Annotated in this window: 23 protein-coding genes; 8 read left to right on the top strand and 15 right to left on the bottom strand. The window is 71.8% G+C overall.

Features of this window, described 5'->3' with window-relative positions:
* Nucleotides 1-44 precede the first annotated feature (44 nt).
* Complete coding sequence (locus ACIRA5_RS48415; protein WP_403703503.1) at nucleotides 45-404, bottom strand: MmcQ/YjbR family DNA-binding protein; 360 nt, start codon at nucleotides 402-404, stop codon at nucleotides 45-47.
* A gap of 249 nt (nucleotides 405-653) precedes the next feature.
* Between ACIRA5_RS48415 and ACIRA5_RS48420 the strand changes: the two genes are divergently transcribed.
* The 3 genes from ACIRA5_RS48420 to ACIRA5_RS48430 are packed head-to-tail and all read left to right on the top strand — an operon-like array spanning nucleotide 654 to nucleotide 2106.
* On the top strand, nucleotides 654-833 hold the full coding sequence (locus ACIRA5_RS48420) for a hypothetical protein (RefSeq protein WP_054232698.1): 180 nt from the start codon (nucleotides 654-656) through the stop codon (nucleotides 831-833).
* Entirely contained in the window at nucleotides 830-1435 is a 606-nt protein-coding gene (locus tag ACIRA5_RS48425; RefSeq protein WP_403703506.1) for an RNA polymerase sigma factor, read from the top strand. The genes ACIRA5_RS48420 and ACIRA5_RS48425 overlap by 4 nt, the downstream gene beginning before the upstream one ends.
* The gene (locus tag ACIRA5_RS48430; RefSeq protein WP_403703509.1) at nucleotides 1435-2106 is read left to right on the top strand and encodes a hypothetical protein; all 672 of its coding nucleotides are present in this window, start codon (nucleotides 1435-1437) and stop codon (nucleotides 2104-2106) included. The genes ACIRA5_RS48425 and ACIRA5_RS48430 overlap by 1 nt, the downstream gene beginning before the upstream one ends.
* Before the next feature lie 22 nt (nucleotides 2107-2128).
* Here the strand turns inward: ACIRA5_RS48430 and ACIRA5_RS48435 are convergent, their stop codons facing one another.
* The 11 genes from ACIRA5_RS48435 to ACIRA5_RS48485 all read right to left on the bottom strand — a co-directional run bounded on the left by ACIRA5_RS48435 (nucleotide 2129) and on the right by ACIRA5_RS48485 (nucleotide 12514).
* A complete protein-coding gene (locus ACIRA5_RS48435) occupies nucleotides 2129-2662 on the bottom strand; it encodes a GNAT family N-acetyltransferase (protein ID WP_403703569.1) in 534 nt (177 codons plus the stop codon).
* Nucleotides 2662-3237 carry a helix-turn-helix domain-containing protein gene (locus tag ACIRA5_RS48440; RefSeq protein WP_403703512.1) on the bottom strand — a complete coding sequence of 192 codons (576 nt, stop codon included), beginning with the start codon at nucleotides 3235-3237 and terminating at the stop codon, nucleotides 2662-2664. Before ACIRA5_RS48440 ends, ACIRA5_RS48435 begins: the two co-directional genes overlap by 1 nt.
* Nucleotides 3238-3303: 66 nt before the next feature.
* On the bottom strand, nucleotides 3304-4209 hold the full coding sequence (locus ACIRA5_RS48445) for a LysR substrate-binding domain-containing protein (protein WP_403703515.1): 906 nt from the start codon (nucleotides 4207-4209) through the stop codon (nucleotides 3304-3306).
* A 31-nt stretch (nucleotides 4210-4240) separates the two neighbouring features.
* Nucleotides 4241-5434, bottom strand: coding sequence for a glycine C-acetyltransferase (locus ACIRA5_RS48450; protein ID WP_403703518.1), 1194 nt, complete (start codon nucleotides 5432-5434; stop codon nucleotides 4241-4243).
* 48 nt (nucleotides 5435-5482) lie between these two features.
* Nucleotides 5483-6511, bottom strand: coding sequence for an L-threonine 3-dehydrogenase (gene tdh / locus ACIRA5_RS48455; RefSeq protein ID WP_403703521.1), 1029 nt, complete (start codon nucleotides 6509-6511; stop codon nucleotides 5483-5485).
* A 165-nt stretch (nucleotides 6512-6676) separates the two neighbouring features.
* Complete coding sequence (locus ACIRA5_RS48460; protein WP_403703523.1) at nucleotides 6677-7267, bottom strand: GAF domain-containing protein; 591 nt, start codon at nucleotides 7265-7267, stop codon at nucleotides 6677-6679.
* A gap of 105 nt (nucleotides 7268-7372) precedes the next feature.
* Entirely contained in the window at nucleotides 7373-7960 is a 588-nt protein-coding gene (locus ACIRA5_RS48465; protein WP_168513742.1) for an ATP/GTP-binding protein, read from the bottom strand.
* Nucleotides 7938-8309, bottom strand: coding sequence for a DUF742 domain-containing protein (locus ACIRA5_RS48470; protein ID WP_054232708.1), 372 nt, complete (start codon nucleotides 8307-8309; stop codon nucleotides 7938-7940). Before ACIRA5_RS48470 ends, ACIRA5_RS48465 begins: the two co-directional genes overlap by 23 nt.
* Nucleotides 8310-8311: 2 nt before the next feature.
* The gene (locus ACIRA5_RS48475) at nucleotides 8312-8752 is read right to left on the bottom strand and encodes a roadblock/LC7 domain-containing protein (RefSeq protein WP_403703528.1); all 441 of its coding nucleotides are present in this window, start codon (nucleotides 8750-8752) and stop codon (nucleotides 8312-8314) included.
* Between the two features lie 92 nt (nucleotides 8753-8844).
* A complete protein-coding gene (locus ACIRA5_RS48480; protein ID WP_403703531.1) occupies nucleotides 8845-10923 on the bottom strand; it encodes an ATP-binding protein in 2079 nt (692 codons plus the stop codon).
* Nucleotides 10924-11281: 358 nt separating this feature from the next.
* Entirely contained in the window at nucleotides 11282-12514 is a 1233-nt protein-coding gene (locus ACIRA5_RS48485) for an MBL fold metallo-hydrolase (protein WP_403703534.1), read from the bottom strand.
* 282 nt (nucleotides 12515-12796) lie between these two features.
* Between ACIRA5_RS48485 and ACIRA5_RS48490 the strand changes: the two genes are divergently transcribed.
* From ACIRA5_RS48490 to ACIRA5_RS48510, 5 genes are all read left to right on the top strand, one after another.
* On the top strand, nucleotides 12797-13324 hold the full coding sequence (locus tag ACIRA5_RS48490) for a carboxymuconolactone decarboxylase family protein (RefSeq protein ID WP_403703537.1): 528 nt from the start codon (nucleotides 12797-12799) through the stop codon (nucleotides 13322-13324).
* Nucleotides 13325-13900: 576 nt separating this feature from the next.
* Complete coding sequence (locus ACIRA5_RS48495) at nucleotides 13901-15550, top strand: 5-guanidino-2-oxopentanoate decarboxylase (RefSeq protein WP_403703539.1); 1650 nt, start codon at nucleotides 13901-13903, stop codon at nucleotides 15548-15550.
* A 20-nt stretch (nucleotides 15551-15570) separates the two neighbouring features.
* A complete protein-coding gene (locus ACIRA5_RS48500; protein ID WP_403703572.1) occupies nucleotides 15571-16797 on the top strand; it encodes a Glu/Leu/Phe/Val dehydrogenase dimerization domain-containing protein in 1227 nt (408 codons plus the stop codon).
* Between the two features lie 169 nt (nucleotides 16798-16966).
* Entirely contained in the window at nucleotides 16967-17386 is a 420-nt protein-coding gene (locus ACIRA5_RS48505) for a hypothetical protein (RefSeq protein WP_143610043.1), read from the top strand.
* 70 nt (nucleotides 17387-17456) lie between these two features.
* Nucleotides 17457-18032, top strand: coding sequence for a TetR/AcrR family transcriptional regulator (locus tag ACIRA5_RS48510; protein WP_403703575.1), 576 nt, complete (start codon nucleotides 17457-17459; stop codon nucleotides 18030-18032).
* A gap of 277 nt (nucleotides 18033-18309) precedes the next feature.
* Here ACIRA5_RS48510 and ACIRA5_RS48515 read toward each other — a convergent pair whose 3' ends face one another.
* From ACIRA5_RS48515 to ACIRA5_RS48525, 3 genes are all read right to left on the bottom strand, one after another.
* Nucleotides 18310-19095 carry an SGNH/GDSL hydrolase family protein gene (locus ACIRA5_RS48515; protein WP_067361236.1) on the bottom strand — a complete coding sequence of 262 codons (786 nt, stop codon included), beginning with the start codon at nucleotides 19093-19095 and terminating at the stop codon, nucleotides 18310-18312.
* A gap of 143 nt (nucleotides 19096-19238) precedes the next feature.
* Nucleotides 19239-19955 (bottom strand): DUF6250 domain-containing protein, encoded by a 717-nt coding sequence (locus ACIRA5_RS48520; protein ID WP_403703542.1) that lies wholly within the window; start codon nucleotides 19953-19955, stop codon nucleotides 19239-19241.
* Nucleotides 19952-21454 (bottom strand): hypothetical protein, encoded by a 1503-nt coding sequence (locus ACIRA5_RS48525; RefSeq protein WP_403703545.1) that lies wholly within the window; start codon nucleotides 21452-21454, stop codon nucleotides 19952-19954. The genes ACIRA5_RS48520 and ACIRA5_RS48525 overlap by 4 nt, the downstream gene beginning before the upstream one ends.
* Between the last annotated feature and the right edge of the window lie 309 nt (nucleotides 21455-21763).

The raw sequence follows: 21763 nt of genomic DNA on the forward strand, positions 1-21763 counted from the left end.
GTACCCCCCGCGCAGGCCCGCGCGGCCCCGTGCGGACCCGCGTGTCAGTGGCCTTTCGGAAGTCCCAGCTCCGGGTAGGCGTCGAGCAGCCGGGGCGGCGCCGCCTGGCGCCAGGAGTCGGCCAGGATGTCGCGGAGTTCGTCGCCGTCCTCCAGGGCGGCGAGCCGGACCCTGACCCAGGCGAAACCCGCCTCGTGGTCGGCGATCCAGAACTTGCCCGGCTCCGCCAGGACGAGTTCGTCGCGCTCCTCCTTCGGGCAGCGCACCGCGATGGACGTCTCCTCCTCGGGCAGCGTGGCGAACATCTTCCCCGCGACCCGGAAGGTGGGCATGCTCCAGGCGATCTTCTCCGTGGTGTCCGGCAGGGAGAGGGCGGTACGGCGTACGTCGTCGGCATCCGGCATGGGAGGCACGGTAGCCAAAGGCACTGACATCGACAGGGGTCGGCGGGTTCGGGCACTCCCGGCTCTCCGCCCGAGATGGTCGATGATTGAACCAGCTGCAATCGGATCGATACTGACCGTAATATTTTTCGAGCACCGGCTGCACGTTCGGGTCACCCCGGACGCTTCATGGGTGGAGGCGGATGGTGCCTCTGGTGCCGGGGTGGGGACACGGCACCTTCGATCAGCACAGGTACTGGGGAGGACCCCGTGCAGCAGAGCGCTGCCGCGTGGTTGTTCGAGATCGCGCTTGGCATGAGGGTGTTCGGCCCGGACGTCGTCCGTGGCTGCCGTCGGCTCCTGACGGCCGGCGTACGGATCGGCATCACCGGACTGACCGGCACCCGCGCCCCGTCCCGCTCCGCCGAGTCGACCCGGGACGTCCCGTGAACGGCGACGGCGGGCCGGAGGAGACCGGCGGGGCCGTCGGCGCACCGCGGGTGGTACCCATCGACCAGTGGGACCCCACCGTGCAGATGGCGTACTGGGGTTTCCACCATCAGCGCCGCCAGGACTACATGCGCTACGCCTATCTCCAGCTCGGCTCCGACGCCGACGCGGAGGAGGCCGTGGACCTGACCTTCGACCAGGTCATGGACCGCTGGCCGCGGATGCTGCGGATGGAGAACCTGGAGGGCTACGCCTGGACGATCCTCAAGCGCCGCATCATCGACATGCACCGCAAGCGCCGACGCCGCCCGGAGCTGATGGAGACCGCCGCATTCGAGGCGGCGCTCGCCGATCCGGCCGAGGATCCGTACGACACGCTCACCGACGCCATCGCCCTGTACGTCGCGGTCGGCTCCCTGAGCGAGCGGCAGCGGGACGCGATCCTCCTCTACTACGGCATAGGTTTCTCGGCCGCCGAAGCCGCCGTACTCATGGGCAACGAGGAGGCCACCGTCCGCTCCCAGCTCCGTACCGGGCGGCGGCGCCTCGCCACCCTGCTCAAACTCCGCTGCCCGGAGCACTCCGACGGGAAGAACCCCTGATGAGCACCCTGCCGTCCGACCGCCGCACCATCGACGACCTGTTGGCCAAAGCGCGTACGCAGGATCGTTACGCCGACTACGACCTCGCGGCCTCCGAAGCCCGTCTGCGCAGTCGTCAGGCGGCCCGGCACCGCCCGCGCAACCCCGATGCCGCGCTCGTCCGAGCCGTGTGGACCACCCCCGAGGACGACCGCACTCCGGACGCGGACCGCGCCTGGTGGGACCTGAACGCCGTGAGCCTGCTGGTGCTGTTCGGGCCGGACGCCGACCGTCATCTGAGCGAGTTCATCGACAGCCAGTACGTGGACAAGACCGGCGCTCTGGTCTTCGCGTGTCTGCTGCACGTGGCGGGCGACAGCAGCGGGGCGCGCTTCTGGTGGCGTTTCGCGGCCGGGGTCGGCCACCAGGTCGCCGAGTACTGCCTGTTCCTCGAACACGCCCACAGCGGTGAGTACCACGACGCCGACCACTGGCGCATCCAACTGGTACGCGAGCACTTCGAACCCACCTACATGTGCGGCGACCGCGTCACCGCGCCGTTGGTCGATCCGGCGTTCATCGACCACGTCCACCCGCACATCGCCCGCCCCCACCACCCGGAGATCGGCATCGTCCCGCTCCCCAGGCCGCCTCTCGTGAGGGAGCTGCGCCACCTGACCTCCCTGTTGTAGCCGCGGCGGGAGCGGCGGCTCCTCACACGCCGGGGACCCTCCCTCCCACCCGCTTGTAGAAGATCGTCGTCGGGCGCAGCTCGCCCGACGGCGTCGCCGCGTAGTCGGGTATCGCCCCGAGCCGGGTCCAGCCCGCGGAGCGGTAGAGGGACTCGGCGGGGCTGTCGGTCTCGGTGTCCAGGTGCAGGAGGGTGATTCCGGCGGTGGCGGCCGCGTGCTCGGCCGTGGCCAAAAGGCCCCGGCCGAGGCCCTGTCCGCGGTCTGCGCGGTGCACCATCAGCTTCACCAGCTCGGCCCGGTGGCGGCTGTTGGGTTTGTCGGGGAAGACGAGGCTGACGGTGCCCAGGATCCGGTCCGCGGTGTGCGCCACCCACACGGCGAGGCGTCCGGCCGACACCGCGTCCCCGCGCTCCTCCCACCAGGCGACGGCCGTCGCCCGCTCCAACGGGGCGAGGAAGCCGATCGAGGCCCCGCCCTCCACGGTGTCGATCAGCAGCTCGGCCAACTCGCCCACCGAGGCGCGAAGACGCGGGGCATCCAGCCGGGAGACGGTGATCACGGCAGCACCACCAGCAGCGCGTACCGTACGTTCTCGGGGCCGGGACACCGGAAGCGGGTGGGCCCCCACACCCGCAGCCGCAGACAGTCCCCGGCGCCGAGCCGGTGTTCGACGTTCTGCACGGTCACCTCCAGCGTTCCGCCGAGGACCCAGATGTGCTGCTCAAGGCCGGGCACGGGAGGCCGGTCGTAGGCGATGTCGGCGCCGGCCCCGAGCCGCCCCTCGACCAGTTCGCCGCGCAGCCCGGCGTGCGGCGGGGACACCGATCGTCGTACGAATCCGGAGGCTTCGTCGGCCCAGACCGTCTGGTCGGCCGCCCGGACCACCGCGACGGGCTCCGCCTCGACCTCGCTGAGCAGCTGAGACATGGTGCGTCCGTACACGGCGCACAGCCGGTTCAGGAGCGAGGCCGTGGGGCTGATCTCGGCCCGCTCGGCACGGGACAGCGTGGAGCGGCTGACCCCGCTGCGCTCCGCCAACTCACCGAGGGACCAGCCGTGTTCGGAGCGCAGCTCGGCCAGTCGGGCCCCGAGCCGGACCTCGACGGCATCGAGCTGCTCATCGCTTCCCATATTCGGGATGCTATCCCAGATACGAGAACAGGTGCCTCGCCGTCCGCTCCCCTCCGTCCGCTTCCCTCAGTCCACCGTCGCGGCCTCCGCCAGCGCCTCCAGCACCGGGCGGATCAGCGGATGCCCCTCCGCGCCCCGGCGTACGGCCGCGAAGACCCGGCGCGTGGGCGCGACGCCGTCGACCGGTCGGACCTGCACGCCCGTGAGGTCCATGCCGCGCAGGGCGGAGCGAGGCACCAGGGCTACACCCGCGTCGGCCGAGGCGAGGGCGACGACGGCCCGGAAGTCGTCGGAGGAGTGTTCGAGGCGGGGTTGGAATCCGGCGTTCTCGCAGGCCAGGACGACCACGTCATGACAGGGGTTGCCGGGATACGGGCCGATCCACGGGTCCTTGGCCAGTTCGGCGAGCGGGACCTCGGCGGCGTCGGCGAGCCGGTGGCCGAGCGGGACGACCGCATCGAAGGGCTCGGCGTACAGGGCTACGGGGGTCAGCCGCGGGTCGTCCGCGTCCGGGGCGCCCCGGTACTCGACGGCGACCGCGATGTCGACCTGCCGGTCGAGCACCATGGGCAGGCTGGCGTCGCCCTCGGCGTCCTGGACGCGGACGTGGATGCCGGGTGCCGTGCGGGCGAGCCGGGCCAGCGCGGGGGCCACCACCAGGCCGATGCCGGTCGCGAAGGAGGCGACGGTGACCGTGCCGGCCGAGCCCGAGCTGTATGCGGCCAACTCCGCCTCGGCACGCTCAAGTTGGGCCAGCACCTCGTTGGTGTGGCTGAGCAGGATCTCGCCGGCCGGAGTCAGCCGTACGCCCTTGGCGCCGCGCTCGACGAGCCGGTGGCCGGTCTCCTGCTCCAGCGCGGTCAGCTGCTGGGAGACGGCCGAGGGGGTGAGATAGAGCGCGGCGGCCGCCGCCGTGACCGTGCGGTGGTCGGCCACCGCACGGAGGATGTGGAGCCGCCGCGCTTCGATCATGCGACCGATTCTCTCAGGTCACAGGCATCTTTCAGCCCTCGAGCTCCGCGCGGGCCGACACGAACGCGTCGACCGCCCGGTTCACGTCCTGCGTCGAGTGCGCGGCCGAGAGCTGGACCCGGATCCGGGCCTGGCCCTGCGGGACGACCGGGTAGGAGAAGCCGATCACGTAGACGCCGCGCTCCAGGAGGAGCTCCGCCATGCGTCCGGCGACGGACGCGTCGCCGATCATGACGGGGGCGATCGCATGGTCACCGGGGAGGATGTCGAAGCCCTCCGCGGTCATCCGGGAACGGAACAGCGCGGTGTTCTCGGCGAGGCGGTTGCGCAGGTCGTCGGCCGACTCCAGCAGGTCGAGCACCTTCAGGGAGGCCGCCGCGATCACCGGTGCGAGCGTGTTCGAGAAGAGGTACGGACGGGAGCGCTGGCGCAGCAGGGCGACGATCTCGGCGCGGGCGGCGACATAGCCGCCGGAGGCGCCGCCGAGCGCCTTGCCGAGGGTGCCGGTGATGATGTCGACGCGGTCCATGACGCCGTGCAGCTCGGGGGTGCCGCGGCCGCCGGGGCCGACGAAGCCGACGGCGTGCGAGTCGTCGACCATGACCATGGCGTCGTAGCGGTCGGCGAGGTCGCAGATCTCCTTCAGGGGCGCGACATAGCCGTCCATCGAGAAGACGCCGTCGGTGACGATCAGTCGGCGGCGCGCGTCGGACGCCTCCTTGAGCTGGGCCTCCAGATCGGCCATGTCACGGTTGGCGTACCGGAAGCGGCGCGCCTTGGAGAGGCGGATGCCGTCGATGATCGAGGCGTGGTTGAGGGCGTCGGAGATGACCGCGTCCTCGGCGCCGAGGACGGTCTCGAAGACGCCGCCGTTGGCGTCGAAGCAGGAGGAGTAGAGGATCGTGTCCTCCTGGCCGAGGAACGCGGACAGGCGCGCTTCCAGCTCCTTGTGCACCTCCTGCGTACCGCAGATGAAGCGGACGGACGCCATGCCGTAGCCCCAGCGGTCGAGGGCCGCGTGGGCGGCGGAGACGACCTCGGGGTGGTCGGCGAGGCCGAGGTAGTTGTTCGCGCAGAAGTTGAGGACCTCGCCGGGGCGGCCGCCCGCGGTGACGCTCACGGTCGCGGACTGCGGGGTGCCGATGACGCGCTCGGGCTTGTGCAGACCGGCGGCGCGGATCTCGTCGAGGGTGGTGCGGAGGTCGTCGCGCACGGAGTCGAACATGGAGGGGCTCCTAGGGGTTACGCGGTTCGGAGTGGCTCTTGCGGACGCTCACGCGCTCCAGTCGAGGATGACCTTGCCGCCGCGGCCGCTCGCGGCGTCCGCGAAGGCCGCCTCGTAGTCGCGGAAGCCGTAGCGGCCGGTGATGACCGGCGCGAGGTCGAGTCCGCCTTCGAGGAGGACGGACATCGCGTACCAGGTCTCGAACATCTCACGGCCGTAGATGCCCTTGATCGTGATCATGGAGGTGACGATCCGGGACCAGTCGACCGGGAACTCCTCGGCGGGCAGGCCGAGCATCGCGATCCGGCCGCCGTGCGTCATGTTGGCGATCATGTCGCGCATCGCCTCGGGGCGGCCGGACATCTCCAGGCCGATGTCGAAGCCCTCGCGCAGGCCGAGGGCGCGCTGCCCGTCGGCGATGGTCGACTCCGCGACGTTCAGCGCGAGGCTGACGCCGATCTTGCGGGCGAGGTCGAGGCGTTCCTCGCTGACGTCGGTGATGACGACGTTGCGGGCACCCGCGTGCCGGGCCACGGCCGCGGCCATCAGACCGATCGGGCCCGCGCCCGTGATGAGGACGTCCTCGCCGACCAGGGGGAAGGACAGCGCCGTGTGCACGGCGTTGCCGAACGGGTCGAAGATCGCGGCGACGTCGAGGTCGACCGGGACGCGGTGCACCCACACGTTGGCGGCGGGCAGGGCCACGTACTCGGCGAACGCGCCGTCGCGGCCGACGCCCAGGCCGACCGTGGCGCGGCACAGGTGGCGGCGCCCGGCCAGGCAGTTGCGGCACTTGCCGCACACGAGGTGTCCCTCGCCGCTCACGCGGTCGCCCGCCTTGATGTCGGCGACGTCGCGTCCGGTCTCGACGACCTCGCCGACGAACTCGTGGCCGAGGACGAGCGGCGTGCGGATGGCCTGCTGCGCCCAGCCGTCCCAGTTGCGGATGTGCAGGTCGGTGCCGCAGATCCCGGTCCTGAGGACCTTGATCAGTACGTCCCCGTGGCCGATCGCCGGTTCCGGGACGTCCGTCAGCCAGAGCCCGGGCTCCGCCTTCTCCTTGACCAGCGCCTTCAAGCTGCGGCTCCCGTGGTGAGGTCCCGGAGCAGGGCACGCCGAAGGGGCCCGTACCGGGGAGAGGGGTGATTTCCCGGAGAAATCTGCCGCACGGGGGCGCCGTTGGTCCATCGAGGATTTCTTAAGCGCGGCCGCAGCTTTCCTTCACGCCTCCGGCCGCGGGCGTCAGATGCCCCCGCTGTCCGCCCTGCGCTCGATCCGCTCGACCAGTTCCGCCGCCATCGACTTGATGGTCTCCAGGCCCGCCTTCCCCCACGGGCGCGGTTCGAGGTCGACGACGCAGATCGTCCCGAGGGCGATGCCGGTGTGGTCGATGAGCGGGGCCCCCAGGTAGGAACGGACGCCGATCTCGTCGACGACCGGGTTGCCGGCGAAACGCGGGTAGTCGCAGACGTCCTCCAGAACCAGCGCCTTGCGGCGGACGACCACATGGGGGCAGAACCCGTAGTCGCGGGTCATGTACCGCCCGACGACCTTCACGGTGCCGTCCGGGGCGGCCGGGAGCGGCCGGGGCACCGAGACGTTTCCGTCCGGGGTGTGCAGGCCCGCGAAGAACTGCCGGTTCTCGTCGATGAAGTTGACCATCGAGTACGGCACCGCGGCGACCTCGGCGAGCCGGTCCGCGAAGGCGTCGAAGGCGGGTTCCGTGTGCTCCCCCAGACCCAGTCGGCGCAGTCGGCTGACCCGGGCGGGGGCGTCCTTGTCCTCCGGGGTCAGCAGCAGACGACCGGCCGGGCGCGGCGGGTCGTAACTCATCTACGGGCTCCCTGGTGTGGGGCGGGCGTCATGGTGTGGGCTCCGTGGCGGGGGACGTGGGTCGGGTGCGGGCTCAGCAGTCGAAGGCGTACGCCGGATGCGGGCTCAGCGGCTGGGTGCGTGCGTCGGTGCGTGGGCGAGGAGGTGGCGGACCAGGGTGAGCAGGGTCTGCACGCCCGAACTGGAGATCCGGGCGTCACAGCGCACGATGGGGATCTCGGGGTCGAGGTCGATGGCCGCGCGCACCTCCTCTGGGTCGTAGCGGTAGGCACCGTCGAACTCGTTGACGGCGACGATGAAGCCGAGACCGCGCTGCTCGAAGAAGTCGACGGCCGCGAAACAGTCCTCCAGGCGACGGGTGTCGGCGAGGATCACCGCACCGAGCGCGCCCTCGGACAGCTCGTCCCACATGAACCAGAACCGCTGCTGCCCGGGTGTGCCGAACAGGTACAGGACGTGTTCCGGATCGAGGGTGATGCGGCCGAAGTCCATCGCCACGGTGGTCTCGACCTTGTTCTCGATGCCGTCGAGATTGTCGGTCGCGGCGCTGACCGTGGTGAGCAGCTCCTCCGTGCTGAGCGGCGCGATCTCGCTCACCGCGCCCACGAAGGTCGTCTTGCCGACCCCGAACCCTCCGGCCACCAGGATCTTCAGCGCGGTGGGGAAGGGATCAGAGCTGTCGTCGTAGTCCATCGAGCACTGCCTCCAGAAGAGACCGGTCAGTGGGGTTGTGGTGGAACTCGGGCGGCTTGGTGGTCAGGGCCCCGCAATCGACGAGGTCGGAGAGCAGCACCTTGGTGACCGCCGCGGGCAGCTTCAGGTGTGCGGCGATCTCCGCGACCGAGACGGGCGCCCGGCACAGTTCGAGTGCCTGGGTGTGCTCGGGGCCCAGGTAGCCCAGAGGTGTTGCCCCGGTGGCCATCACCTGCGACAGCAGGTCGAGGGCGGTGGTCGGCCGGGTCCGGCCGTTGCTGACCGTGTAAGGGCGCACCAGCCGTCCGGCCGCGTCGTCGAGCCAGGGCCCGTCGCCGGCCGCGGCCACGCTCAAGGCCTCATCGCCGGCGGTTCCACGGCGGCCTGCCGGGGCGCGGTCATCAGATACGGACGGACGCTCTTGACCAGCATCGCCATCTCGTAGCCGAGCACCGCCGCGTCGGCCTCGCGGCCGGCGAGCACGGCGAGACAGGTGCCGGAGCCCGCGGTGGAGACGAACAGCAGGGTCGTGTCGAGTTCGACGACGACCTGGCGTACGTCACCGCCGTCGCCGAAGCGCACGCCCGCGCTGCGGCCGAGCGAGTAGAGGCCGGAGGCGAGCGCCGCCATGTGGTCGGCGCTGTCCTGGTCGAGTCCGTGGACCGACTTCACGAGTCCGTCGCAGGAGAGGAGTACCGCGCTGTTCGTGTGCGGTACGCGCTGTACGAGGCCGCTCATCAGCCAGTCGAGATCGGATACATGGGCGTGGGCGGTCGGCGCGTCGCTCGCCATGGTGGATCGACTCCTTGAAGTACGAAGGTCTGCCGGAGCGGAGGGTGTGGGGGTGCGGTAGGGCGTGCGGGTGGGGGTCGTCAGGGGGGTGGTCATCCGGCCGTTGTGCTCCCGTCGTGCCGGGCCGTGTGGTCGTGTCCGGGCGCGGGTGCGTTGTCGTGGGTCCCGTGCGCCTCGTGCGGGGCGGGCGCGTGCGCGGTGTGAGTGTCGGCTATCCGGGGCGCGCCGCCCGTGGACGTCTGGTCGACGCGGATCACATCCAGCGGCGGCAACGGGTCCAGGTGCCACAGATCCGGGTGCGGCGGGTCCCGGTGCAGCAGGTCCGGGTGCAGCAGGTCGGAGTGCGGCAGATCGGAGTGCGGCAGATCGGGGTTCGGCCGCTCCATGTGCGGTGCTCCGCTGTGCGGTGCCTCCGTGCGCCCTTCCTCGGCGTGCTGGGCCTCCGCGAGCCCGATCCCCCGCTGGAACGCCGCCATCAGGCCGGGGTCGTGGCCGACAACCTGCTCCGGGTCCTGGCGGGGCACGGGCCCGTCGCGCAGTTGGGGTGCGATGTGCTCCTGGGCGCGTCGTTTGGGCAGGTGGGGCTTGCCCATGGTGCCGCGCACCGCGCCGTTGCGGGGGGTGGGCGGCATGGCCGCGTTCTCCGCGACCACGGGCCGGTCTCCGGGGCGGATACCGGGCAGGGCCTCGGCCGGGTTGGGCCGCTCCGCTCGGGCGCCGCGCACGGGGAGCGGCGCCGGGCCGCTGCCGCCCGTGCCCAGCTCTGCGGGCGGCAGCTGGTCCCGCGCTGCGGGCGGCAGCTGGTCCCGCTGCGCCTGCCGCGGCACGGAGGCCACCGTCGCGCCGGCGGACGGCACGGGTGCGGTCGGCCCCGCCTGTGGTCCGGCGGGCGGACGCGGGCCGCCGGCCTTGGGCTGCTGGGACTGCTGGGACTGTGCTTGCGATACGTCGCCGATGGCGCCCGGCGCCGCGCCCAACAGCGCCTGCGGTACGACGAGTACGGCCTGGACACCACCGTAGATGTTGGTCTGGAGCCGTACGTGGATGCCGTGCCGCCGGGCGAGCTGGGACACCACGAACAGACCGATCCGGCCGTCCTGGAGGAGGCTGGCGACATTCACCTGATCGGGGTCGGTGAGCAGCGCGTTCATCTTGTTCTGTTCGCCCAGGGGCATGCCGAGGCCCCGGTCCTCGACCTCGACCGCGAGGCCGGAGGTGACGAGATTGACGCGCAGCAGGACTTGGGTGTGCGGGGCGGAGAACACCGTGGCGTTCTCGACGAGTTCGGCCAGCAGGTGGATGACGTCGGCGACGGCGTGCCCGCGCAGGGTGCCGTCGATCGGGGGCACCAGCTTGACCCGCGAGTACTGCTCGACCTCGGCGATCGCGGACCGCAGCACCTCGGTCATGGAGACGGGGTTGCTCCACTGGCGGCGTGAGACGGCGCCGCCGAGCACGGCGAGGTTCTCGGCGTGCCGGCGGATGCGGGTGGCGAGGTGGTCGACGTGGAAGAGGCCCTTGAGCAGGTCCGGATCCTCGATCTCGTTCTCCAGCTCGTCGAGGATCGAGATCTCGCGGTGCACGAGGGACTGAAGCCGCCGCGCGAGATTGACGAAGACCTCGACCTTCTGCTCGCTGCCCGCCTGGCTGGAGAGTTGAGCTGCCTGCACGACGGCGGTGACGGCGCCGTCGTGCGCACGGGAGAGGTCGGCGGCGAGCAGCTCGAACTCGTCGGCGTCCGGCTCGGGCCGTCGGCGCGGCTTGGGCGTGGGAGGGCTCTCGCCCCGGCGCAGCGCCTCGACGACGGCGCGCAGGTCGGCCTCGGCACGGGCGCTGCCGCGGCGCAGGGCGCCGATGCGTTCCCGCACGGACATGGCGGCCCGCTCGGCGCCCACGGCGGCGATCAGGATGCCCGCGAGGGCCACGCACCCGGCGCCGGCGAGCACCGCCCACAGGACCACGCCGGGGCGTGCGCCGGTGGAGCGGACGGTGAACAGCACGGCCGCACAGCCGCTGAGCGCCACCGCGATCGGCGGCAGGACCGCCAGGCGCAGCAACTGGGGCCGTAGGTGGGTCTCGGGCTGCGGGTGGACCGTGCGGGCGACCGGCCGCCCGTGCCGCCCGCCCTCACGGCGGTCTGCGCGTGCGGCCGGTGCGCGGAGGTGAGACATCTGCGTCCTCGTACTGGTGCGTCGGGGGCCACGGGGGGCTCCCGCGGGTCTGCGCGACTCGGGCGTGCGCCATCGCGATGCCGGTCGAGAGAGCCGAAAAATTCGACCCCGCGTCGCCCGACGGCAACTGACAGTAGTCGCCAAGCCATCATGTGCGGTGGGCAGTTGACAAACTCCCCCGGAAGGCGTCCCGCTCTGGTATGAGGCCTCGCACGGCAGACCGATATCCCCATCGGACGCATGTTCCCTTGCGTCACCGGTCCGATCAGAGCTGGTCAGAACCGGTCGCGAACAAACAGCGAGGGCCGGGGAGCAGCTCGCTCCCCGGCCCTCGCCGTCGATCGGACCTTCAGGAAATTCAGCTCGCGGGCACCGTCTCGGGCTCTCCGGTGCCTTCGGAAGCCTCACCCACGACATCACCCGGAGTATTGGAAACGGAGGCATCCGCTCCGGACTTCTCGACGGCGGGCCAGCCACCCCTCGGCGGCACGGCCACACCGCGCCACCAGGGCTCGGCCGGGACGGCCTCCGTGGTGGGCTCGAAGGGCTGGCCGGGGCGGGGCAGCGCGACACGGGCGCCCACCGCGTGCGCGGCTGCCATCGTGCCCTCGCCGGGCTCCACCCACGGGTGGGTCGCCAGGTTGAACGTGGCCCAGTGGATGGGCAGCATCACACCGGTGGGCTGCCCGCCCTGGAGGTCCAGATGGGTGCGCATGCCCTCCTCGGGCGTCATGTGGATGTCGGGCCAGAACTCGCTGTACGCCCCGATCTGGATCATCGTGATGTCGAACGGGCCGTGCTCGGCGCCGATGTCCTTGAAGCCCTCGAAGTAGCCGGTGTCCCCGCTGTGGTAGATCCGGTGCTCGTCGCCCGTCACCACCCAGGAGGCCCAGAGCGTGTGCTGGGTGTTGCGCAGGCCTCGGCCGCAGAAGTGCCGGGCGGGTGTCGCGGTCAGGGAGACGCCGCCGACCTTGGTGCTCTCGTTCCAGTCCAGCTCGCGCACGCGGTCGGGCGAGACGCCCCAGTGCTCCAGGTGGGCGCCGACGCCGAGCGGCACCGCGAAGACCGTGTCCGTGTCGGCCAGGGCCTCGATGGTGGGCAGGTCGAGGTGGTCGTAATGGTCGTGCGAGATGACGACGACGTCGACCGGGCCGAGCGCGGCCAGCGGCAGGGGTACCGGATGCAGCCGCTTGGGCCCGACGAAGTTGAAGGGGGAACAGCGCTCGCCCCACACAGGGTCGAACAGCACCCGGTGCCCGTCTATCTCGGCCAGCACACTGGAGTGCCCCATCCAGGTGATCCGCAACCCGCTCGCCGCGGGCTTGGCGAGGTCGGCGAGCGTCGTGGGATACACCGGCACCGTGCCCGCCGGGGCGCGGTGGGCGCGCTCCTCCTTGCGGAAGAAGACCTTCGCGAACTCGAGCATGGAGCCGTCGGGGCGGGTCCGGGCACTCACCGGGTTCTGGAAGACACCGTCCGCGAAATTCGGAGATCTGCGGATGCGCTCCATGCGCTCACCGCCGGGGTCCGCGCCGAAGGCGGCGGGCTGCAACGCGCGGAGCCCGGAGCTCAACGTACGGAAACCGGTCACGGTACCTCCAAGTGGAGTCGGTCAGGCCTCCCATTATGGTCGGCCCCTCTGACAGCGCCGGGTCGACGGTGTCACAGCGCGATGTCCCCGGTACACACCGCGAGGTCCGGGCCCCGGTGTGACACGCCTGGGGTGACACTCCTGGGACCCGATGTCACATCCGTGGGTGCCCGTCCGTCGTCTCGGTGAGGGCGCCGAAAGGCGGCACCCGACCCGGACACGGAGGTGGCCCCCATGGCCCGCGTTTCCCTAACCCCTCGGCGCACTGTCTTCTTCCGCGTCATGGAGTGGTATTCGAAGCGGACCTACGGAAAGGTCCTCGACCCCGGCCGGGCACTCGCCCACAATCCGCGTGTCCTGCGGTCCGATCTCGCCTTCGAGCGCTCGGTCGCGAAGTGGAACGCGCTGGACCCGGACCTCAAGGCGCTCGCGGAGATGGCCGTGTCCGCGTCGATCGGGTGCTCTTGGTGCATGGACTTCGGCTACTGGGTCAGCCGCGAGCGCGGAATGGCCCGCGAGAAGCTGCTGGACGTGCCGTGCTGGCGCGAGAGCGAGGCGTACACGCCGCTGGAACGGGACGTCCTGGAGTACGCCGAGGCCGTGACGGCCACCCCGCCCGCCGTGCGGGACGAGTTGGCCGACCGGCTGCGCGACCGCCTGGGCGAGCCCGCCTTCGTCGAACTGACGGCCATGGTGGCCGTCGAGAACCTGCGCTCGCGCATCAACTCGGCGCTGGGGCTGACCAGTCAGGGCTTCAAGGACTCGTGCGACCTGCCGGCCGCCGCGCACCAGGCGCCTTCGGAGAAGTAACGGACACCCGCGGGGCCCCGGGAGGGCCGGCCCGGGCGGGCCCCTGCCGCTCCACGCACGCTTCTCCACGGCCCCGCCCACCGTGCGCAGGACGTCCGCCCACCGCTCGCGAACCCGCGGATCGTCCGCGTCCAGCCCGGTCATCATGGGCGTGACCTGGGGCACCAGCCGTGGACAGCCGGCCGCCCGCAGCCGAGCCGCAGCGATCGACGCCTTCGTGCTCGTGGCGAAAATCAGCGGGCGCGGGAGTCCGGCGTCGAGCCGCTCGCCGAGCACTCCGTCGCGCTGACGGCGCCCGATCTCGTCGACCCGGGCCTGGATCACCCAGGTGCGCTGCACCTCGTGTGGCACCGCGCCCCTCCCGTACGCCGGCGCCTCGCGCTGCCGACGCGAAGGTACCGAGGCTTCCGTGGAGCGGGTTCGACGGGCCGGACGGGCGACGCGCCGCAGACCCACTACTGATGATCCGTTCAGTAAATTGACAGACTTCGGGTCCGCTCCCGATACTGACTGGTAATTCAGTAAGGGTTCCGGTGGGTCTTCGGTCGCGCCGCTCGTTCCGCACCTGGAGGCACCATGGGGGCCGACCTGAGCACCGACTCGCGCACCGGCGTGCTCACCGGTGGCGAGGCGCTCGTCCGGGCGCTCGCCGCGCATGACGTGACACAGGCGTTCGGCATCCCCGGCACGCACAACCTGGAGATCTACCGGCACCTGGCGGCGTACGGCGTACGGCACGTGACCCCGCGCCATGAACAGGGCGCCGGGTACGCCGCCGACGGGTACGCGCGCGTGACCGGCCGCCCCGGTGTCGTGATCACGACCACCGGTCCCGCGCTCCTCAACGTCACAGCTGCCGTCGGGCAGGCCTACTCGGACAGCGTGCCCCTGCTGGTCGTCTCCCCGGGTATGCCGCTGCACCACCCTCGGCTGTCGACCGGGCTGCTGCACGAGATGCGCAGCCAGACCGAGGCGCTGCGGGGCGTCGCCGCGTTCAGCCACCGGGTCTCCTCGGTGGCCGAGATCGGCGCCGCCGTGGCGCGCGCGTTCACCCTCTTCCGTACGCGGCGACCGCGCCCGGTGCACCTCGAGGTGCCGCTGGACCTCCTGACGGCGGCCGAGACCGCCGGGCCGGTGCGGCTCGCCCCGGCCAGCGCGCCGACCCTGCCGGACGCCGAGGCCGTACGCCGGGCCGCGCGCGCCCTGCGGGAGGCGCGGCGGCCCGCACTGGTGCTCGGCGGTGGCGCGCGCGGCGCCGCGACCGCCTGTCTGACTCTCGCGGAGGCGTGCGGCGCGGCCGTCGTGACGACCGCCAACGGCAAGGGCGTCGTACCCGAGCGGCATCCGCTCTCGCTCGGCGTCTCGCTGCACACTGAGTCAGTGCAGAAGTGGCTGGCGGGTCGTGATGTCGTCCTCGCCGTGGGCACGGAGCTGGCCGAATCCGATTTCTGGTCGCCGCCGACCGCCCTTGGGGGAACGCTCGTCCGGGCCGACCTCGACCCGGACCAGATGTACTCCGGGCTGCCCACGGACATCGCGCTCGTCGGCGACGCGCGGGCCTCTCTGGAGGGGCTGTTGTCGGAAATGGGTCTCCACGCGCGCGTGCGACACGACATCCCCGACCCACGAGGCGGCATCGACGTCGACGAGGTCGCCGCGGTGCGGGACGCGCGGTACGCCGGGAGTGCCGCGCGCGACACGCGCTGGATCCCGTACCTGCGCGCGATGCGCGCCGTCCTGGCCGACGACGCGGTCATCACCTCGGACAGTGCCCAGTGCTGCTACTACGGCGCGCTCCCGCACCTCCCGCTGGGCCCAGCGGGACGCTATCTTCACCCGACCGGCTTCGGCACGCTCGGCTATGCGCTGCCCGCGGCGCTCGGCGCCAAGGTGGCGTGCCCGGAGCGCCAGGTGGTGGCGCTGAGCGGGGACGGTGGCCTCCAGTTCACGGTGCAGGAGCTGGCGACCGCCGCGCAGCTGCGACTCCCGCTGCCCGTCGTGGTGTTCGACAACGGCGGCTACGGAGAGATCCGCGACGAGATGGCCGCCCGTGGCGACCGCCCGACCGCGGTGGACCTCGCTCCGGTCGATCTGCCCGCCCTGGCCCGCGCCTACGGAGGACAGGGCACACGCGTGTGCCACCCCGACGAGCTGGCTCTCGCCCTCACCGAGGCGCTGCGCACGCCTGGTCCCACCCTGATCGCCGTCCCCGAGGAGACCCCATGACCACACCCGTGACCGCGCCCATGACCACGTCCCCGACCCCACCGTCGGCCGCGCCGCTCACCCCGCCTTCGACCGCACCCCTGATCACGCTCACCTGGACCGACCACGTCACGGGCAGACCGGGCTATCTCGTGGTCGACCGGCTCGTCCGGGGCGTGTCCAGCGGCGGCCTGCGGATGCGCGCGGGCTGCACCCTGGACGAGGTCGCCGGGCTCGCCCGCGGGATGACGATGAAGGAGGCCCTGCACTACAACCCCGAGGGCCGCTACATCCCGCTGGGCGGCGCCAAGGGCGGCATCGACTGCGATCCCCAGGACCCGGCGGCGTACGGCCTGCTGGTGCGCTATCTGCGCGCCATGCGCCCCTACATCGAGAGCTTCTGGACCACGGGTGAGGACCTCGGGCTCACCCAGGACCTGGTCGACCGGGCCGCCGAGGAGGCGGGGCTCGTCTCGTCCATCCAGGCCGTGTACCCGCTGCTCGACGACGAGACGACCGCCCGTCGGCGGCTCGCGGACGCCTTCGCGGTCGACGTGGACGGGATCGGGCTCGACGAACTGGTCGGCGGCTGCGGTGTCGCCGAGTCGGTGCTCGCGGCCCTGGACCGGGCCGGGGTGGCACACGCGGGGACGCGTGTGGCCGTGCAGGGCCTGGGCACCATGGGCGGAGCCACGGCCCGCTTCCTCTCCCGCGCGGGCCTCGCCATCGTCGCCGTCGCGGACGTCAAGGGCACGATCGCGAACCCGGACGGGCTGGACATCGACGCGCTGCTCGCGGCGCGGGACGCCTACGGGACGGTCGACCGCGGCGCGCTGCGCCCGGCAGACCAGGAACTCCCGGGCGACGCCTGGCTGTCCATGGACGCGGAGGTGCTGGTTCCCGCGGCCGTCTCGTACGCCATCGACACCGAGAACCAGCGGCAGATCGGCGCCCGCTGGATCGTCGAGGCCGCCAACATGCCCGTACTGCCCGAGGCGGAGGAGCTGCTCGCCGCGCGCGGGGTCGTCGTGCTGCCGGACGTCGTGGTCAACTCCGGGACGAACGCCTGGTGGTGGTGGACGCTCTTCGGCGACATCGGCGCGGACGCGGACGAGGCGTTCGCGTACACCCGGCGTTCCATGCGCGACCTGATCGACCGGATGCTGGCCCGCGCGGAGGCCGACGGGACGACGCCGCGGGCCGCGGCGCACGCCATCGTCGCCGACCGGCTGCCGGTGATCGCGGAGCGCTTCGGGTGGTACCGCTGACGGGCACCCGCCTCGCGGCCCTCCCGTCATTCGTCTCGCGGCCCTCCCGTCATTCCTCCTGGGGAATTGAGACGCGGGGCCGGTGACAGCAGAGTCGGTGCAGCGAGGGCGCGCGAGCGCGAGTGACCGCCCCTGCCCACACGAAGTCCGACTCGTACCGGGAGCAGCCATGCCCACCATCGACCCGCAGGACCTGATCGAGCGCTACATCGGCGTCTGGAACGAGCCCGATCCCGAGATCCGCCGCAAGACCGTGGACGAACTCTGGGCTCAGGACGGTCTGCACGTCCTCCGGCCGCCCCAGCAGATGCGGGACACCGCGGTGGGCCTCGGCTTCACCACCGCCGTCCTGGAGGCCCGTGGCCACGACGAACTGCACACGCGCGTGACCCGCGCCCACGACGAATTCGTCGCCCCGGGGACCTACGTCTTCCGGATCCAGGAACCCGCCCAACAGCTGCGGGACGTCATCACGTTCCGCTGGGAGTCCTTCCACACCGGGGAGGGCCGGGCCACGGGCGGTGGCCGGGAGTTCCTGGTCCTCGACGAGGACGGCCGCATCCGGTTTGACTACCAGTTCGTCGACTGACCCCGCCGAGCATTAGGGTTACCGCGTGGCGAGGGTGCGGTTGAGCGTGGCGGAACGGCGCGAGGAGTTGATGCGCGCCGCCATCGAGCAGATCGAGGCGCGGGGCGTGGCGGCGGTGCGCATCGCCGATGTGGCCTCGGTGCTCGGGGTGAGCAACGCGTTGGTGCTGTACCACTTCTCCACCAAGGAGAAGCTGGTCGCCGCCGCGTTCACCTACGCGGCCGAGGACGACCTCGCCCATCTGCGCAAGCTGCTCGGCCGTCGTACGTCGGCGCTGCGCAGGCTGCGCGCCGCCGTGCGCTGGTACGCGCCGACCGGTCAGGCCAAGGGCTGGCGACTGTGGATCGAGGGCTGGGCGGCCGCCTTGCGCGAGCCCGCGCTTCAGGAGGTCACGCGTGATCTCGACAAGCAGTGGAAGGCGGCGATCACCGAGGTGATCGCGGAAGGAGTGGCGGCCGGCGAGTTCGCGTGCCCGGATCCCACGGGTGCCGCCCTGCGGCTGACGGCGCTGCTCGACGGGCTCGCCGTGCAGATGACCGCCTACACGGGAGCGGTGTCGCGGGCACGGGCCCAGGAGTGGGTGGACGAGGCGCTCGCCCGGGAACTGGGGCTCGCGCGAGAGGCGTTGACGGCGGCGGTGCGCTGAGGCGCACGCCGGGGCACGCGCCTGGAGGGTTCGGTCGGCAGCCGCCGCTCCACCGCCCACCGGGCGGATCGGTCCGGCCGCGGCCGGCCCACCGCCGAGCTACTGGCGAGGCGTATACGGGCACGGCCGCCCGACCCAGCGACCGTCGCCGCGCCGTGTCGACACATGACGACACCGCACGACGCCGCCGCGCCACAGGGGCCGCAGGCGCGGCGGCGGGTTCGGCCCGTGCCGCGCCCACTCCCGCCAAGCCACCGGCACGTCGGGGACCCGTCGTTCAGGCCACGGACTCGATCCGCATCTTGATGTCGTCCGGCGAGAGACTGCCCTTGGCGGCCACGTGGTCGCCGGAGGACTCCCCGCGCAGTCGGCGCCCGATCCACGGGACGAGATACTCGCGTGCCCAGTGGATGTCGTCGCGCCGGACCTCGAGCGTGCCGCGGGGCGGCAGTGGGGGCCAGGGCTGGTCGGGGTCCGCGGGCACTTCGAGGCCGAGGACCTGGCCGGCGCGCAGCGCGACCCGGGTGTGCCCCTCGGGCGAGAGGTGCAGGCGGTCGCCGTCCCAGGCGCGGCGGTCCTGGATCGTCTTCAGGGACCACAGGTCGAGGACCGGACAGCCGTACCGGTCGGCGATGGCCCTCACGTGCCCGTTGTACGTGGCTATCTTGCCGCGCAGATGCTTCAGCACGGGGACGGTACGGGTGTCGAAGCCGGTCGTCACCATGACGGTGCCGACGGCGGAGGTGAGGTCGGCGATCGCGCGCTCGAAGCGCTCGGCGACCTCGTCGGGGTCGGTGCCCGGCCGGATGATGTCGTTGCCGCCCGCGCAGAAGGAGACCAGGTCGGGGGCGAGTTCCTTGGCGCCCCGGAGCTGGTCCTCGACGATCTGGTCGAGCAGCTTTCCGCGTACGGCGAGGTTGGTGTAGGTGAAGTCGCCTTCGGGCCGCCGGTCGGCGAGGAGCACCGCGAACCGGTCGGCCCACCCGACGAAGGCCCCGTCGGGGCCGGGGTCGCCCACGCCTTCGGTGAAGCTGTCCCCCACCGCCACGTACGACCCGATCACTGATCTGTTGTCACTCTTCGAATCGTCTGCCACATCGGCCCATGATTCACCTTTCGATGTGAGCTACGCGACCGTAGGAAGGGGTTGACGGGTGGTGAGATAAGCCACTCGTAAAGTGTGACCGAATCCGGAATAAGGCTCTGTCAGGAGTGGTTGAACAGCCGCCACACCTGGAAGCCCTCGATCCGGAAGTGGCTCCATGTGGTCCGGAACGCGAAGTGCCCGCTCGTGTAGGGCTCCGGGTCGACGTAGTCGAAAACGAGCCGTCCGTTGTTCCACCAGTGGACCGTGGAGCCGTCCGAGACGATCCGGACACGATGCGGCTCGTTGGCCGTGAGCAGCGGCTCCGTGTAGTCGTAGACGAGCGGGCGGACGCCCGGCTCCCCCACGTACCGGCGCAGCCGCGTGGTCGTGTTGGTGTTGGCGCCGTATCCGACGTAGTACGTCTTCAGGTAGTCGTATTCGGCCAGGGCGCCGCCCCGGGAAATGGCGAAGAGGTCGTCCGGGGAGCGGACGTCGACGGCGTTCCAGAAGTTGTTGAGGTCGGAGACCCGGTCGTTGACGCCCCCCTCGGAGACCGGTGTGGCGGTGTACTCGATGACGTACGGCCCCTCGAGCCGCTGCTTGAACCAGACCGTCGCACCGCTCGGTACGTCGATGTCCAGGACGCCGTGCGAGGCGGTGACCGTGCCGCCGTCCTGCAGTTCGGTGACCCACTGGCCGAGGCCGCGGCGGAAGCCGTCGTGGGCGATGAGCCGGCCGCGACGGTGGCGCGGCGTGGCGCTCGCGGTGGTGGCAGGGACGAGCGTCGACAGCGCGGCACCGGCGGCGAGGGTCGCGAAGGCTCTGCGGGTGGTCATGAGGTTCCTTCCGTGCGAGCGGCGGTGGTGACGGCGGGCTTCGGCACCCGCCGGGTCTCGGTGCCCAGGCAGTAGTCCGTGTACGTCGACTGGAGATGGCCGCGCACGGTCCAGCCGAGGCGGTGGCCGGGGTTCTGGGCGAGCGTGTGGATACGGGTCTTCGTCGGTTCGGTGGTGGTGCACAGGCGCAGCGCGGTGTGGTCGCCGGTCTCGGCGAGGATCTCCTCGCGCCCGTCACCGAGGAGGTCGCCGTAGAACGGGGTCGCGTTGCGGGCACCGGGGACGACACCGGCCGGGTCGAAGAGGCGCGTGCTGGTCTCGGCCTTCGGATCCCACTTGTCGACATGCGTGCAGTCGAGGAGTTCGGCGCCCTTGTCGCCGTCCCACCAGCTACGGAAGTTGACGCTGGGCGTGGTCGTGGAGACCTTTCCGTCCTGGGCGTTGAAGACGCCCGCGCCGGGGCGGGTGACGTCGGCGGTGGAGGTCCAGTACCCGTAGCCGGGACGGCCGGGGTCGATGTCGGCGGCGCTGCCCCGGGTAACCAACTTCGTGACGAGGCTGGGGTGTACGCCGTCGAGGTCGGCGATGCCGAAGTGTCCGCCGGAGGGGCCGTCGGCGACGAGGTCGTCGGGCACGGGCTGCCGGGTGCGCTCGGTGCCCGTCTCCCCGTCGATCACCGAAATGAACTGGTGGGCGGGCGAGTTGGCGGTCACCTTCGCGCCGTCCGCGAAGGTGGTCCCGTCGGCCGTGTGCACCAGCACCTCGGCCTTGCCGTCGCCGTCGAGGTCGTACACGGTGACGTTGTCGTCGTTGCGGTAGCCGCCGATCGGCGTCGAGCCGCTGATCGTGGCGGGCGCGGGGTCGTTGGCGCCGTTCCCGCCGACCTGGGTGTACGAGCCCGGGCCGAGGTCGACGCGCCACAGCCGCGCGCCGGTGAGCGTGTACGCCTCCAGGAGGTCGGGCTTGTCGCGGGTCTGCGCGAGCCGGCTGACGACGAGTTCGTAGCGTCCGTCGCCGTCGAGGTCACCGGGCCAGGCGTGTTGCACGGTGTACCCGTCGGCGGCGGCCGGCGGAATCTCGGCGTAGCCACGCGCGAGGTCGAGCGCCGCCGAACTCGGCTTCCGCTCATGGCCGTTGACGACGGCACGCACGGTGTAGGTACCGGTGCCCCGGCTGTCGTCCTGGTACGTGGTCGACCGGGCGACCGGCGCCTGGTTGAGCCGCCGTCCGCCCTTGTGCACGTTGAACGCGATCGCGTCCCCGGTGGGGGTACCCCCTGTTCGAGCGGAGCCGAGAACTTGGGGGAGCGCGCACTCCGTGCCGGGTAACCGCCGGCTCAGGAAGGTGCCCTTGCCCGAGGGGACGGCGACCGGGCCGCGGTCCAGGTTCTCCACGATCCGGCGCGGCGGCGGATGCTGTTCGGTGGCGTGCGAGGACGCGGCGACCAGACCGGCCGGCAGCGCGGCGGCGGTGCCGACGCCGAGTCTTCGAGGTCTCACGATGGCGTGCTCCTTGCGGTGGCGACGACGGCCGCGATGCCGCCGCCGAAAACACAGAAAGCGCTTACGGAGATCACTGTGGAGCCACTCGCGCACCGTGTCGAGACCTCGTGCACAGGTGCCACAAGACCGCAATGTGCCGATCATGAAAAACCACGCGGAGACGCGTGGCGGAACGCCGAGGGTCGGGGCCCCCCCCCCCCGGGGGGGGCCCCCCCGGGGGGGGGGGGGGGGGGGGGGGGGGGCCCCCCGCCCCCCCCCCCCCCCCCCCCAAAACCCCCCGGGGGAAATGCACGCAGGCGGTAGGGG

The organism is Streptomyces sp. NPDC096311, assembly GCF_044763085.1.
In the GTDB taxonomy this organism is placed as follows: domain Bacteria; phylum Actinomycetota; class Actinomycetes; order Streptomycetales; family Streptomycetaceae; genus Streptomyces.

What these genes read in the sequence shown, in the direction of transcription:
- ACIRA5_RS48480 (WP_403703531.1), bottom strand. Translation starts at nt 10,923, where the DNA reads ATGTCTCACCTCCGCGCACCGGCCGCACGCGCAGACCGCCGTGAGGGC.
- ACIRA5_RS48495 (WP_403703539.1), top strand. Translation starts at nt 13,901, where the DNA reads ATGGGGGCCGACCTGAGCACCGACTCGCGCACCGGCGTGCTCACCGGT.
- ACIRA5_RS48445 (WP_403703515.1), bottom strand. Translation starts at nt 4,209, where the DNA reads ATGATCGAAGCGCGGCGGCTCCACATCCTCCGTGCGGTGGCCGACCAC.
- ACIRA5_RS48505 (WP_143610043.1), top strand. Translation starts at nt 16,967, where the DNA reads ATGCCCACCATCGACCCGCAGGACCTGATCGAGCGCTACATCGGCGTC.
- ACIRA5_RS48490 (WP_403703537.1), top strand. Translation starts at nt 12,797, where the DNA reads ATGGAGTGGTATTCGAAGCGGACCTACGGAAAGGTCCTCGACCCCGGC.
- ACIRA5_RS48430 (WP_403703509.1), top strand. Translation starts at nt 1,435, where the DNA reads ATGAGCACCCTGCCGTCCGACCGCCGCACCATCGACGACCTGTTGGCC.
- ACIRA5_RS48440 (WP_403703512.1), bottom strand. Translation starts at nt 3,237, where the DNA reads ATGGGAAGCGATGAGCAGCTCGATGCCGTCGAGGTCCGGCTCGGGGCC.
- ACIRA5_RS48450 (WP_403703518.1), bottom strand. Translation starts at nt 5,434, where the DNA reads ATGTTCGACTCCGTGCGCGACGACCTCCGCACCACCCTCGACGAGATC.
- ACIRA5_RS48460 (WP_403703523.1), bottom strand. Translation starts at nt 7,267, where the DNA reads ATGAGTTACGACCCGCCGCGCCCGGCCGGTCGTCTGCTGCTGACCCCG.
- ACIRA5_RS48415 (WP_403703503.1), bottom strand. Translation starts at nt 404, where the DNA reads ATGCCGGATGCCGACGACGTACGCCGTACCGCCCTCTCCCTGCCGGAC.
- ACIRA5_RS48465 (WP_168513742.1), bottom strand. Translation starts at nt 7,960, where the DNA reads ATGGACTACGACGACAGCTCTGATCCCTTCCCCACCGCGCTGAAGATC.
- ACIRA5_RS48520 (WP_403703542.1), bottom strand. Translation starts at nt 19,955, where the DNA reads ATGACCACCCGCAGAGCCTTCGCGACCCTCGCCGCCGGTGCCGCGCTG.
- ACIRA5_RS48475 (WP_403703528.1), bottom strand. Translation starts at nt 8,752, where the DNA reads ATGGCGAGCGACGCGCCGACCGCCCACGCCCATGTATCCGATCTCGAC.
- ACIRA5_RS48510 (WP_403703575.1), top strand. Translation starts at nt 17,457, where the DNA reads ATGCGCGCCGCCATCGAGCAGATCGAGGCGCGGGGCGTGGCGGCGGTG.
- ACIRA5_RS48500 (WP_403703572.1), top strand. Translation starts at nt 15,571, where the DNA reads ATGACCACGTCCCCGACCCCACCGTCGGCCGCGCCGCTCACCCCGCCT.